This is a genomic window from Aquimarina sp. 433 (assembly GCF_054054605.1).
In genome coordinates this window covers 424,439-438,462 of sequence record NZ_JBSWZK010000003.1, presented here as the reverse complement: position 1 = coordinate 438,462, position 14,024 = coordinate 424,439, and the positions used below count along the sequence as shown (strand labels likewise).

The following is a 14,024-nucleotide window of genomic DNA, read 5'->3' as shown; positions in this document are numbered from 1 at the left end:
TAGATTCAATATTTTTAAACCACAATATCATTAAAGAATACATAAAATATAATTTATTCCTATGAAGTACTTAATTCATATCTTGTTAATTATCATATTATTCAGTTGTAAAACGGACAGACCCGAACAATCTACATTGGATATGAAAGAACCCAAGGAAACTGCACTAAAACAAAAAACATTTCCAAAATTAGTAGCTAACAGATATAATGTAGGTTTTTTAATTATGGATGGCACCTACAACACGGAATTTACTGCTCCTTTTGATATTTTCCAGCATACGCAGTATCGAGAAAACATCAAACAAATGAATGTGTTTACGGTTGCTAATACCGATAAACCTATAACCACTTTTGAAGGTGTAAAAATTATTCCAGATTACAATTATATGCGAGATTCTATTCCGAGGATTGATATATTAGTAATTCCCAGTGCAGAACATCATCTCGATACAGATCTACAGGATACTACTATGATCAACTTTGTAAAAAAAATAGATAAAACAGCCATATACATGACGTCCCACTGTGACGGTGCTTTTGTACTAGCCAAAGCTGGATTATTAAAAGATAAAGTTTCAACTACCTTCCCAAGTGATATTGATAAAATGAAAAATATGTTTCCTGATCTGGATATCAGAAAAGATATTCTATTTGTACATGATGGAAAATATATAACTTCTGCTGGTGGTGCCAAAAGTTTTGAAGCTGCCTTGTATTTGTCCGAACATTTATACAGTGCGGAAATAGCAAAATCATTAGCCAAAGGATTGGTAATCGATTGGGATTTAGAAAAAATCCCTCATTTAGTTATTTCTAAGTAAGCTAAAAAGTGTAATAGAAAATATAAAAGCGCTTCCCTAGGGAAACGCTTTCATCAATTTTAGGGCTAATTACGTACTCTCTTTAGCTTCAAGATTTGGGGTCTTTCAGACTAATGTCCTCACACTTAATATACCCTGATGTATTCCAAACTAATATTTCAAACCTGTATCGTCATACAGCTTAAAAATGTTAATTCTGGCCATACACCGTTATGTTTTTAAGCTTATGTAAATATATTGTAAAAAAATTGTTAATACAAAATTTTCAACGATAAAAAACATAAATATTCGATGAAATACACAAAAATACATGATTTTAAAGATTTTTAATATCTCCCCATTTATTTAAAACAGGGATATTTCTTCTTTTACTTCCTTTTTTTGCTTAAGACAGAATAGTTATAAAACAAAAGCGATCTAAAATAGATCGCTTTCTCTTATGGGTCAAATTATGTACTCTCTTTAGTTTTTAGATTTGGGGTCTTTAGACTAATGTCCTCACACTTAATTCATCCCAATGTGTATTCCAAATTAATATTTCAAATCCATATCGTCATATTTCTTGATATGTTAATTTGTATCATACACATCTTTAATATTTTACGTATTATAAAGATAAATGTTTTTCTACTTCAAAACCGTAATTATCTAAAAAGTTATTAACAAAAATACGATTAAATGTTTATTAAGCACGACGAAATGCACTTTTTACAATATTTTAAGCACTAATACGAATAGAATTTGGAGGAACCTAAGTACTTTTTAACAATCATATTGTACTCTTTAGAAATTCTAAGAGCCAAAGTTCCTTCTATAGCGTATAAACTGTCCATTTCTTTATATCCCTGTTCCAGCATTTTTTCTAAATAGAATAATGCAGTTTGATTATCCTCATCTCTAGCGCTCAGAGAAATTATATTTTTGTAAGACTTAAAATCCTTTCTATTAATTATAGTACTTAATATATTTAGGAATATTTTTTTATCAATCTCCTTTTTAGTGTCTGACAATTCATTTTTGTAATTAGCTATTACATGAATCAAAAAATTTAGTATTCGTTCTTTCATTGCCTTGGCATACGGTTCATTATTACTAGAAAGTTTTTCTAATTCCTCCATTTTGTATTGCCACCAACCAAGGTTATCATATTGGTTTGAGGCAGCATCTTCATTTAAAGATATTATGAACGACTGTTTTAAAAGCAATTCTCTATTTCGATATTCATTTCTTTTCCTTCTTTCATTCTTAAATGCTCTTATTTTTTTAAGCTCTTTTTGTTCTCTTTTCAATTCGTCCACATCCAAAAATGAGCTATATAACTTTCTCATTTTGATTAACTCATCATATGCATCCAAATATTTACCTTTCTTCTTAAGTAGCTGCACGTTCTCTTTATCTTTTTTATAATTAGAAGATATCCACAATGAATCATTAGGAATATTTCCTTTGGCCATAGCGTCTAATGTAAAAAAGGGAAAAACTTTATTAATTATATTTTCGGAAGGTAAATTACTATCTCCTCTGTACTCATATAAGACAGTAGTAAGTCCACGTCTCTTTAGATACTGATCAGCATACAAGAAATCCTGATACCTAAAATTTTCATCACTAACTATTCCGAAATATGAGAAATTTTTATTCCTATGCAATTTTTGATCATAGTCATAACTGTCATTAATAGCCAATACACCATTAAACTGCTTATAAAACAAAGGTATCGAAGTATTAAGAGGAGCATCTTTTCCTACTCCAAAAACATACATTCTTTTATTTTTAATCGGAAAAAGTGAAATAATATGTTCTATAAGTAAGGGCATATAAGTCGATTTATCTCTTACACTTTCTTTGTTACCATAGTTGGATACTACTACTACATATCCAAATTCTTCCGCTGCATTTTTAAACAAATGCGTTAGATTACTCATATTTTCGGTACTATCAAAACCAAATAGGATAGGCCATGATTTTTTAAGATCAAAAGATTTTGGTACATATATACTATATACTCCTTCTGTTTCAGGCACTAATAATGAGTCGGTGACCGCACCCTTTTTAAGTCTTAAGGTATTCTGACTGGACGCAGATGTTACAATACAAATAAATATAAAAAGTGACCAAATTTTGGTAGAAATACATTTCATGTTAGAAAATTTATGCTATTACATTGGCCACAAAAAAAATGCCATTCCCTGATGTATATTTTTCTTTATCAAAAGAATAACACTTTATGCTCCAATCTTTCCTAACTCCACTCCTTCTGAGTAAGCAACTTGGATATCATGTTCACTAAAAGCCTTCTTAATTTCTTGATGCGTAATAAAGGTTACCTCCCAGAAATCATCGGGCTTTACATAAGGCCGTACAGCAATTAGAATATTATGAGAATCAAAGTTTTCTATTCCTATTTCGGTTTTAGGGGTATCCAAAATTTTATCAATCGGATCAAGTGCATTTTCTATTACTCTTTTTACCTTAGAAAAATCTTCGTTATAAGGCATGGTCACAGTAATCTCTAATCGTACAACTCCCCTTTTAGAATAGTTAGCAACTACATCGTCTGTTATTTTAGCATTTGGAATAATTAAAACTTTATCTCCTGGTGTTACTACAATAGTGCTAAAAATACCTATTTCTTGCACTTTTCCAAATGAGTCTCCTACCTGTATCCAATCTCCCGCCTCATAAGGTTTTAAGAACATAATTAATATTCCGGAAGCAAAATTTCCTAAACTACCCTGTAAAGACATTCCGATTGCAAATCCAACTGCAGCCAGAATCGCTAATAATCCTGACAGATCTACTCCTAAAATGGTGACAATAGCAAAAACAACAGCTATTTTTAAGATTACCGAGATAATAGACAACAAAAAAGGACGCATAGTATCCGAAATTCCTGTCTTCTCCAGTGTTTTGTCTAATAACTTAAGTAGTTTTTTAATAAGTTTAAAACCGATCCAAAACACTAAAGCAGCCGCAATAATTTTGGGAGCAAAAAAAACAACTTTATCAATTGCTATTTCAAAATATTCCTGTAGTTTTTCCATAGTTAGGTTTTTGAAATATCTAAAATAGAAAAATTAAATAAAAAAACGCTCAGAGTTTTGCTCGAGCGTTTTTCCTATCCTTTTCCCGTACTCTCTTTGGTTCTAAGAACCAATGTCCTCACACAAGATTTTGATAAATTTTACACACTTATAATACATCAAACCTTGTGCCAAAATTTAGAAAATATTGACCTAATTAATTACTATTAGCAATTGCATTTTTATACTTCTTTAATTCAGTTGCTACTTTTGGAGTTAGCATAAATAATCCTATTATATTAGGTACTAACATCGAAAAAATCATGGCATCCGAAAAATCGGTTACAGCGGTTAGACTAGCCGCAGAACCAATAATTACACAAATACAAAATATAGTTTTGTAGATATAAGCCACATATTTTTTTCTTCCAAATAAATAGGACCAAGCTTGATAACCATAATATGACCAAGAAATCATTGATGAAAAAGCGAAGAGTATGACTGCAAAACTTAGCAAATAAGGAAACCATGAAATACCACTTTCCAACGCATTTGCAGTTAGTAGAACACCTTGCTCATCAGATATTTCGGCTCCAACATTAATTTGACCAGTTATAATTAAAACCAATGCGGTCATTGTACAAATCACAACTGTATCGATAAATGGTTCTAGTAAGGCCACCAATCCTTCGCTTGCTGCATATTTTGTTTTCACCGCTGCATGAGCAATGGATGCGGATCCAATACCTGCTTCATTAGAAAAAGCAGCTCGTCTAAATCCTTGTATCATAACTCCAACCATTCCACCAGCTATTCCTTTTGCACTAAAAGCACCATCAATAATAGATATGAAAGCTTCTGGAACTATCTGATAATTGATTACTATTATTGTAATAACGGCGAGTACATAGACTACAACCATTGCAGGTACAATCTTGTCTGTTACTCTCGCAATTTTCTTAATTCCTCCTATAATTACAATGGCTACTAAAATTGCCATGATTAAACCGAAAAGCCATCCTTTTCCATAAAATAAACTGTTTTCTCCTCCAGTTACATGTTCGAACAACTTAAAAGCTTGGTTGGCTTGAAACATATTTCCTCCACCAAAAGAACCACCAACGCACATAATTGCAAAAATTGCTGCTAAAACCTTTCCTAATTTAGAAAATCCTTTTTCTCTAAGACCTTTACTTAGATAATACATTGGACCTCCATAAACTGTTCCGTCTTCTGTTACTTCTCTATAGGCAACTCCCAACGTACATTCTACAAACTTGGATGCCATTCCTAAAAAACCTACTAATATCATCCAAAAAGTAGCTCCTGCTCCACCGATTGATAATGCAATAGCTACACCTGCAATATTACCTAATCCTACGGTAGCTGATAAAGCAGCTGTTAATGCCTGAAAATGACTTACCTCTCCAATTTCTCCTTCTACCCTTGCTGTATCTGGTTGATCTCCATTTGTGGTTTGAACAGATTCCGAGACTTGTAATGTTTCTGAATCTTCAAGTGCATCATATTTTCCTCTTATGATTTGAATAGAAGTCCAAAAACTTCTAAAGTTGATTCCCTTAAAGTAAATGGTAAAATATGAGGCACCCAGTAAAAGCACAACTAAAACCCAAGGAATACCTACCTGTGATGTGATTGGAATTTCAGCAAAAATTGCATCCACAAACCAATCTGTCATATTTTTAAATCCTGAATTAATCTTTTGATCAAAAGACTGTATTTCTTGCGCTGCTCCCTTTACGTATCCTAGAAAACAAAGACATCCCATTATAATTTTTTTCATCTGACCGATTTTTTGATTTCGGACGAAGATTGAATAAAACTATCTATGAGAAAAGATTACGCATTGATCAAATTAGCTATTATAAGTACTTAAGCACATACTTAATCACTAGTATCATTATCTATACTGGCATATCGTAAAAGTTGGTTTGCTTTGGCAAAAGCAATAAGTTGTTCTTTCCCATCTGCCCCACTAATTTTAAGCACTTTTTTAATCTGATAAATATGGGTTTGAAAACCATCCAAACTAATATTCATAGCTTCGGCAATTTCGGTATAAGATTTACTTTCGCCACATACACCCAAGTTTCCTAAAACCTCTTTTTGTCGATCGGACAACGTAATTTTTGTTGATTCCTTTAAAGAATTTATTTTAAGTTCACTCTCCTTTATACGTTCTTGTAATCTTGCAATAGTATCTAAATGACTTTCATTAGCCAATACCAACTTCTGCTGTTCTTTTAGTAAAATCTCTTTTTCTTTATTAAGTAACTCTACTTCATTTTGCTTTAATTCTTTTTCGGAAAGAAACTTCCAACTGTATAACAAAATAGAAAATAACAATATAAATAGAAACTTAAATGACAATCCTGTTATAACTCCTAGCAAACTCCAAAATTTCTGGTCTAGAAGTTCTAATGCTTTATCCTGAGGAATGATTCTTTGCGTAACCGCTATAACGATCAAAACAAAAAGTAAAAAGCACGGTACTACCATAAACTTCATATTACGATTTGCGAAAGCTTTATTAAGCTCATTTAACAATGCAAAAGCAACAATTAAAGAAATAGGAATATCAATAAGCCAAATAAAATTATTACTAATCTCTGTATTACTGTAAGAGGTTACTATAAATACAAAGGCAATCATTATTAATATTCCACTAAACAAAGTGACAAATTCTTTTTCGGAAAAACGCTGAACTAATCGAACCACTATATTGCGTTTCTTGTGATGCTCTATGGATGGTAATGAAAGTAGAATACTTAATGAATTTGCCAAAGAAATTAGAACTCCTACATAAATGACAAGTTTATGTGTTGGACTTATATGAGATACTTCTATTAATGATATATTAATCAGGGCTCCAAAACCCCAAAGGAATATTGCCAAACCGAACCATTTAATACCAATGATGGAAATAGAAGATTGATTTTTGAACTTTTCTTTTTGATAAATCCTTTGAATTACAAAAGCTGTAATCAAACATACAATGGCTGTAACATAATATTCTAAAGTGACATACATAACGTCTTAAAGATAAGATTTAATCTATTTATCGTCCTTTCTGTTCAGAATAGGATTGTTTTCAACCACATTTGATAGAATAATATGTGTTTTGGCTTCACCATATGTAATCAATCTATCAATAAACCCTTGAAGATGAACCTGATCTTCCAACACTACTTCCATAATGATATTTTCATTACCAGTTATTCTATAACAATTAAGGACTTCTTTGAATTCTGATATCTTTGACAAAAAAGGTTTAAGGCGTCCCATAAAGGCTCTGATTGTTATAATTGCTTTTAATTGATAACCAGTTTTAGCATAGGAAACTTTGGTAGTATATCCTTCTATAATTCCTAAGTCTTCCATTTTTTTTATTCGCTCTGCAACTGCAGGAGAGCTTAGTCCTACATTTCTTCCGATCTCTGCATTTGACAATCTAGCATTCTCTTGTAATAGCTGTAGAATTTTCCAATTTGTATCGTCCATTATGATTTTAACTTTTCTAAAAGAAAAACTTTAATTTTTAAAGCAAAATAACCATTATGCTTTAAACTAAAAAGCAATATCCTTGTAAATACACTTAATTTTGATAGTAGAATGGAGAGACGCCCCAAAAATATAGTTCTATACCAAAAAGCTTTGGAAATACTTATACTATCTAAAAGTGTTTCTAAATATTTGGCTTATGATTTAGCTCCCTTAGAAAAAAACGGTAATGAAAATCCATTTATTTACTTTACTGGTGATATCGTAAAAGATTCTGATTCTTTGGTTCCTAGAATTATAGATGTTGAAAATCAAGTTTTTCAGGATGATCGTCTAAAACATGCTAACCTTTTAGAAAACCTAACGAACAAACTATACAAAAACTGTGAACGACTGGAACGTTCTCATAGTAATGGAAAAGACTTTGTTCGACTTTTAAGAAAAGAAGTAAAGAAATTCAAAAAGTTACAGCATCATTGGATGATGACTTTATAATTTCTAATCCTCACTTTTTTGGATAAATCAATCCTCTGATTTTATCCGCTAACTCCTTTTGCTTCGTATTAGATTGGTATAAATTTGGATTATTCATAGAATACGCAACTGCAAAAATCTGAAATCTCAATCTCTCTAACATTTTTTTCATTTCTGGATCATCATCCTCGTCTAACTTTTTTAGTTTCCCTAATTCTTTTTCCCACCAAGAGAATTCTATGTTATTTGGATTTTTATAATCCTCAAAAAGACGTGTCGTAAACTTTTTCGTTAAGGTAGTTTCCTTATCAAATGCTTTGGATACTGATTTAAGTTTATTTTTATACACTTTACTTTTATGAATTGCCTTTAGTTTATTCGAAACGCTATCTAAATTATAAAATGAGTTAAAGGTAATCAGCGCTCGTTCATAATTTTCAATAGCATATAATAAATCTCCTTTTTTTTCGAATTCCTGAGCCTCTCTGTATATCTTTTGATAGCTTTTATAAATTTCAGGAGCTTCTTTTTTCTTTATTCCTTTTAGATGCGCCTGAATTTCTAACCAATCAAAAGCCCTTAGAATTTGATTTGAAGGTGTCCAACTATGATTCCCATCGTAGGTAATTAATGTGTTAGAGAAATTTAACTGCAATAAATATCCTTTTGCTCGTATCATTTCCTGATAGTTCATATCTCGATCTCCACAAACACCAGCATACGAAAAATTTTGAGTACTAGGTAAATGTGAAGACTCTAATGAAAACCCTGCACCACATCCCACTACACCAGCTATTTGATTGGTTAATACAGCAATGGCAGAAGCCAAACGAGAACCTCCGGAAAATCCTGATAAGTATATTTCATTTTGTTTGATCTTAAAATTGGCAAACACGAAATCAAACAAACGATTGGTAATATCAAAATTTCTATCATACGGGCCGTTTCTGGTATGATTAGAACAAACCAAGATATATCCATAGTTTTCTGCAGCTTCAATAAAAGGTTGAATACCTCTTTTTCCTTCTGCTCCTGGATCAAAAATAAAAACAATCGGAGATTCTTTGGTTGCATCAAATGAATTCGGCAAATACAGCGTAAACGTTTCTGGTGTTTTTCCTGAAACCAAAACAGAATCTATAACTTTTCCGGTTTCATAGTTTTGTGCAAAGCAATTTGCGTTTACCAATAGCAACGGCATTAATATGATCCATCTAAACATTACTTATATCTTTTTCCATGTTTTATAATCACATCTACATCCTGAAGCAAACTTACATGTCTTAACACATCTCCTTTTACAGCAATAATATCAGCATATTTCCCTTCGGTAATAGTTCCTACCTTGTCCGAAACTCCCATCCAAACAGATGGCCAATAGGTAGCTGCTTTAATAGCATACATGGGATCAATTCCAAATTCATTTACCCACACATCTAATTCATTCCAAGTAGATTGACTATGAAATTTCATAGGAATTCCACTATCAGTTCCAATCATTAATACCACACCCGCATCCATTAATTGTTTAATTTTGGTTTCTAGGGTAGGCTTTCTTAATGGTGTTAATTGAAAATAAGGTAGGCGATCTTTATGCTTAAAGCTACTTTTTATATCTGCAATTATAGTATCGTGTAACCCTCTGTGCCATGAATCATTATCTAAGTGTTCTCCGTAATCTCGTACATATTCATAATTGTATAATCCTTCTACTGTAGGACACCAAAAGAGCGGTCCCAAATTCATTTGTGCTGTACGCTCTCTTATAGCATTCATAACATCATCCGGATATCTAGGCGCTGATGACAAACCTGTATGTTCGAAACAATCTGCACCCATTTTAAGTCCGGTTTTTATTTCATCAGGACGATGTCCATGCGCTACTACTTTCAATTTATACTTATGAGCTGTATCTATGACTGCTTTTACTTCTGCGCTTGTCATTTGATCCTGATCAATTAACTTAATACAATCCACACCAGCATCTGCTAGTTTTTTAATTTTCTTTTTGGCATCCTCAACTCCATTAATTCCCCATCGAAATGCTTCCGTTCCTGGATACGGCTTTTTTTGTATAAATGGTCCAGAGACATAAAGTGTTGCTCCTGGAATCTCTCCTTTATTTATGCGATCCCTAACGGATAAACTTTCTTTTAGTGGGCCTCCCAAATCTCTGGCGCTTGTTACGCCTGCCATTAATAATTGCTCAGCAGATGCTGGCATAATTACATCTTCTAATAATGGTGGATACGTTTTGTCCCAATAGGTATAATCCGCATGACCATTAATCATTGTATGTACATGCATATCCCACAATCCGGGTAAAACAGACATTCCTTCAGTAGAAATGACTTCTGCTCCTTTTGGCACTTTTAAAGTTGCTATCGTACCTATTTCTTTAATCTTATCTCCTTCGATAAGAATGACACTATTTTTAATTGGAGTGGCTCCAAAACCATCTATTAATGTTCCGCCAACTAGTGCTTTTAACGATTTTTGTTGCCCAAAAGTGCTACTACAAATAAAAAATATCAGAAGTAATTTTTTCATGATGAGTTGTGTTTCTCTAAAGATAAAAAACTATAAGAAAAGAAAAATCCCGTTATAAAACGGGATTTTAACTTATTTTCACTTAATATGTATAGATCCCAAAACAAGTTTGGGGTAAGCGACCTCTAAGCTTTTGCGAAAGCAAAAGCAAGAGTCTGCTTACATATTTCTTCGATACTGTCCTCCCACTTCGAATAAGGCAGAAGTAATTTGACCTAAAGAACATTTCTTACAAACCTCCATAAGAGCTTCAAATATATTTTGATTATTCACGGCTTTATGTTGTAAATCTCTCAATAATTCTGCAGTATCATCTGTATTCCCTTTATGTAATTCATTAAGCATTGTAATTTGATACTGTTTTTCCTCTTCTGTAGCTCTGATTACTTCTCCAGGAGTTACCGTTGGAGAACCTTTAGAACTTAAAAAGGTATTCACACCGATAATTGGGAATTCTCCTGTATGTTTTAAGGTTTCATAATACAAGCTTTCTTCTTGTATCTTACTGCGCTGATACATAGTTTCCATGGCTCCTAAAACACCACCTCTTTCGGTAATTCTATCGAATTCTGTAAGCACAGCTTCTTCTACCAAATCTGTTAGTTCTTCGATAATAAAAGATCCTTGAATCGGATTTTCATTCTTAGCTAGCCCTAATTCTTTATTGATGATAAGCTGTATAGCCATGGCTCTTCGTACAGATTCTTCTGTAGGCGTTGTGATAGCCTCATCATACGCATTGGTATGCAACGAATTACAATTATCATAAATAGCGTATAACGCCTGTAATGTAGTACGAATATCATTAAAATCAATTTCCTGAGCATGCAATGAGCGTCCAGAAGTTTGGATATGATATTTAAGCATCTGTGCTCTAGAATTAGCTCCATATTTATACTTCAGTGCTTTTGCCCAAATCTTACGTGCTACTCTACCAATAACCGCATACTCTGGATCAATTCCATTAGAGAAAAAGAAAGATAAATTTGGTCCAAATTTATTGATATCCATTCCTCTACTTAGATAGTATTCCACATACGTAAATCCATTCGCTAATGTTAAAGCTAATTGTGTAATTGGATTGGCTCCTGCTTCTGCAATGTGATATCCAGATATAGAAACAGAATAGAAGTTACGTACTTGTTTGTCGATAAAATATTCCTGTACATCTCCCATTAGTCGCAAAGCAAATTCTGTAGAAAAAATACACGTATTTTGTGCTTGATCTTCTTTCAAAATATCCGCCTGTACGGTACCACGAACCGTATTTAAGGTAGTTGCTTTAATTTCTTGATAGACATCTGCAGGTAACACCTGATCTCCAGTAACACCTAATAACATTAGTCCTAATCCATCATTTCCTTCCGGAAGATCACCTTGGTAAGCAGGTCTTTCTACGCCTTTGTCCTTGTATATTTTCTTAATCTTTGCTTCTACATCAGCTTCAAGACTATTTTCTTTGATATATTTTTCACAATTCTGATCAATTGCGGCATTCATAAAGAATCCTAACAACATTGGAGCTGGTCCATTAATCGTCATACTTACAGATGTCATCGCATGCGTAAGATCAAAACCAGAATATAGTTTCTTAGCATCATCCAAGCAACAGATAGAAACTCCGGCATTACCAATCTTACCATAAATATCAGGTCTATGATCAGGATCGTTTCCGTAAAGCGTTACAGAGTCAAAAGCAGTTGACAAACGTTTTGCTGGCATTCCCAAACTCACATAATGAAAACGTCTATTGGTTCGTTCTGGTCCTCCTTCTCCTGCAAACATACGTGTTGGATCTTCTCCAGTACGTTTAAATGGATATAAACCAGAAGCAAAAGGAAATTCTCCTGGAACGTTTTCTTGCAAACACCATTTTAGAATATCTCCCCAAGCTTGATACTTTGGCAAAGCCACCTTTGGAATCTGACTATGCGATAGGGATTCTGTATGTGTTTCGATCTTTATTTCCTTATCTCTAACTTTAAAAGTATAAATAGGATCTTTATATTTTTGAACTTTAGCTGCCCAACCAATGATAGTTTCCCAATTATGAGGATCAAGATTTAGTTTTACTCTATCAAACTCTGCCAATAATAATTTTAAGAAATCTTCATTATCCTCGTTTTTTGCCTTTCTTAATATCTCATCATCAATTCCATTCTTGGACAGGTCTATAAAATCTAGATTTACAACGCTACAAATCGTCTTATAAATACCATATAACTTTTGCGCTACTTCTACCTGAGTGCTAACCGTTTTGTCATAGGCTCTATTATTTTCTGAAATCTCAGACAGGTAACGTGTTCTACTTGGCGGAATAACAAAAATCTTTTCAGACATTTCCTTAGAAATATGAAAATCCGATTGTAGATCTGCACCAGTTTTCTCCACTACCTTATCCATTATTGCCTTGTATAAGGTATTCATTCCAGGATCATTGAACTGAGATGCAATAGTTCCGTATACTGGTAAATCATCTTGTGGAACATCCCACAACTGATGATTACGCATATATTGTTTTTTTACATCTCTTAATGCATCTAAAGAACCTCTTTTATCAAACTTGTTAATAGCTACAAGATCTGCAAAATCAAGCATGTCGATTTTTTCTAACTGTGTAGCAGCTCCAAACTCTGGCGTCATTACGTATAAAGAAGTATCACTATGCTCTAGAATTTCGGTATCAGATTGTCCAATCCCTGAGGTTTCTAATATGATCAAATCAAACTCAGCAGCTTTTAAAACTTCAATAGCTTCTGCTACATATTTTGATAATGCAAGATTGGATTGTCGTGTGGCTAATGAACGCATATATACTCTTGGAGAGTTAATTGCGTTCATACGAATTCGATCTCCTAATAAAGCTCCGCCGGTTTTTCTTTTTGAAGGATCTACAGAAATAAGTCCAATGGTTTTATTCGGGAAATCAATTAAAAAACGACGAACTAGCTCATCCACCAGAGAAGATTTTCCTGCTCCACCAGTTCCAGTAATACCAAGAACTGGGGTTTTGGATGTTTTATTTTTCTCGTGTATTTGATCTAAAGTCTTTTTAGCGATTTCAGGAAAATTTTCTGCAGAAGAAATTACTCGAGCAATAGCTCCAATCTCTTTATCTACAAGATGATCTGCTTCTCCATTAAGACTATCTCCAATAGGAAAATCAGATTGCTGTACCAAATCATTAATCATACCTTGCAATCCTAACTCACGACCATCATCCGGAGAATAAATACGTGTGATACCGTACTCCATCAAATCCTTAATTTCTTCTGGTAGGATCACTCCTCCTCCTCCTCCAAATATTTTGATATGAGATGCTCCTTTTTCTTTTAGCAAATCATACATATATTTAAAGTATTCATTATGACCTCCCTGATAGGAAGTCATCGCAATTGCATTAGCATCTTCCTGTATTGCGCAGTTCACTACTTCCTCTACACTTCTATCATGACCTAAATGAATTACTTCAACTCCTGTGGATTGAATAATTCTACGCATAATATTTATAGCGGCATCATGACCATCAAAAAGAGATGCTGCAGTTACAATTCTAACTTTATTCTTTGGTTTATAAGGTGCAATTTGTTCCATTGATAATAAAAAGGATTTTTAGCGCTGCTAATTTACGA

Annotated in this window: 10 protein-coding genes; 2 read left to right on the top strand and 8 right to left on the bottom strand. The window is 33.1% G+C overall.

All coding sequences use genetic code 11. The features are described from left to right. Window positions 1–61 precede the first annotated feature (61 nt). Complete coding sequence (locus ACWNT5_RS08595) at window positions 62–823, top strand: DJ-1/PfpI family protein (RefSeq protein WP_456517107.1); 762 nt, start codon at window positions 62–64, stop codon at window positions 821–823. 725 nt (window positions 824–1,548) lie between these two features. Here the strand turns inward: ACWNT5_RS08595 and ACWNT5_RS08590 are convergent. The 5 genes from ACWNT5_RS08590 to ACWNT5_RS08570 all read right to left on the bottom strand — a co-directional run bounded on the left by ACWNT5_RS08590 (window position 1,549) and on the right by ACWNT5_RS08570 (window position 7,368). Next, window positions 1,549–2,964, bottom strand: coding sequence for a hypothetical protein (locus tag ACWNT5_RS08590; RefSeq protein ID WP_456517106.1), 1,416 nt, complete (start codon window positions 2,962–2,964; stop codon window positions 1,549–1,551). Between the two features lie 84 nt (window positions 2,965–3,048). Beyond that, window positions 3,049–3,867 carry a mechanosensitive ion channel family protein gene (locus tag ACWNT5_RS08585; RefSeq protein WP_456517105.1) on the bottom strand — a complete coding sequence of 273 codons (819 nt, stop codon included), beginning with the start codon at window positions 3,865–3,867 and terminating at the stop codon, window positions 3,049–3,051. A gap of 196 nt (window positions 3,868–4,063) precedes the next feature. Further along, the gene (locus ACWNT5_RS08580; RefSeq protein ID WP_456517104.1) at window positions 4,064–5,650 is read right to left on the bottom strand and encodes an alanine/glycine:cation symporter family protein; all 1,587 of its coding nucleotides are present in this window, start codon (window positions 5,648–5,650) and stop codon (window positions 4,064–4,066) included. Window positions 5,651–5,751: 101 nt separating this feature from the next. Continuing rightward, on the bottom strand, window positions 5,752–6,897 hold the full coding sequence (locus ACWNT5_RS08575; RefSeq protein ID WP_456517103.1) for a hypothetical protein: 1,146 nt from the start codon (window positions 6,895–6,897) through the stop codon (window positions 5,752–5,754). 24 nt (window positions 6,898–6,921) lie between these two features. Further along, a complete protein-coding gene (locus tag ACWNT5_RS08570) occupies window positions 6,922–7,368 on the bottom strand; it encodes an Lrp/AsnC family transcriptional regulator (RefSeq protein WP_425545874.1) in 447 nt (148 codons plus the stop codon). Between the two features lie 153 nt (window positions 7,369–7,521). Here ACWNT5_RS08570 and ACWNT5_RS08565 point away from each other — a divergent pair, with 153 nt between their 5' ends. Further along, window positions 7,522–7,863: a hypothetical protein gene (locus tag ACWNT5_RS08565; protein WP_299606507.1), complete on the top strand. Its 342-nt coding sequence runs from the start codon at window positions 7,522–7,524 to the stop codon at window positions 7,861–7,863. 10 nt (window positions 7,864–7,873) lie between these two features. Here the strand turns inward: ACWNT5_RS08565 and ACWNT5_RS08560 are convergent, their stop codons facing one another. From ACWNT5_RS08560 to ACWNT5_RS08550, 3 genes are all read right to left on the bottom strand, one after another. Next, complete coding sequence (locus ACWNT5_RS08560; RefSeq protein WP_456517102.1) at window positions 7,874–9,064, bottom strand: hypothetical protein; 1,191 nt, start codon at window positions 9,062–9,064, stop codon at window positions 7,874–7,876. After that, on the bottom strand, window positions 9,064–10,392 hold the full coding sequence (locus ACWNT5_RS08555) for an amidohydrolase family protein (protein ID WP_299898784.1): 1,329 nt from the start codon (window positions 10,390–10,392) through the stop codon (window positions 9,064–9,066). The genes ACWNT5_RS08560 and ACWNT5_RS08555 overlap by 1 nt, the downstream gene beginning before the upstream one ends. A gap of 159 nt (window positions 10,393–10,551) precedes the next feature. Beyond that, entirely contained in the window at window positions 10,552–13,986 is a 3,435-nt protein-coding gene (locus tag ACWNT5_RS08550; RefSeq protein ID WP_299898781.1) for a methylmalonyl-CoA mutase family protein, read from the bottom strand. Window positions 13,987–14,024 lie beyond the last annotated feature (38 nt).

What these genes read in the sequence shown, in the direction of transcription:
- ACWNT5_RS08595 (WP_456517107.1), top strand. Translation starts at nt 62, where the DNA reads ATGAAGTACTTAATTCATATCTTGTTAATTATCATATTATTCAGTTGT.
- ACWNT5_RS08590 (WP_456517106.1), bottom strand. Translation starts at nt 2,964, where the DNA reads ATGAAATGTATTTCTACCAAAATTTGGTCACTTTTTATATTTATTTGT.
- ACWNT5_RS08585 (WP_456517105.1), bottom strand. Translation starts at nt 3,867, where the DNA reads ATGGAAAAACTACAGGAATATTTTGAAATAGCAATTGATAAAGTTGTT.
- ACWNT5_RS08580 (WP_456517104.1), bottom strand. Translation starts at nt 5,650, where the DNA reads ATGAAAAAAATTATAATGGGATGTCTTTGTTTTCTAGGATACGTAAAG.
- ACWNT5_RS08575 (WP_456517103.1), bottom strand. Translation starts at nt 6,897, where the DNA reads ATGTATGTCACTTTAGAATATTATGTTACAGCCATTGTATGTTTGATT.
- ACWNT5_RS08570 (WP_425545874.1), bottom strand. Translation starts at nt 7,368, where the DNA reads ATGGACGATACAAATTGGAAAATTCTACAGCTATTACAAGAGAATGCT.
- ACWNT5_RS08560 (WP_456517102.1), bottom strand. Translation starts at nt 9,064, where the DNA reads ATGTTTAGATGGATCATATTAATGCCGTTGCTATTGGTAAACGCAAAT.
- ACWNT5_RS08555 (WP_299898784.1), bottom strand. Translation starts at nt 10,392, where the DNA reads ATGAAAAAATTACTTCTGATATTTTTTATTTGTAGTAGCACTTTTGGG.
- ACWNT5_RS08550 (WP_299898781.1), bottom strand. Translation starts at nt 13,986, where the DNA reads ATGGAACAAATTGCACCTTATAAACCAAAGAATAAAGTTAGAATTGTA.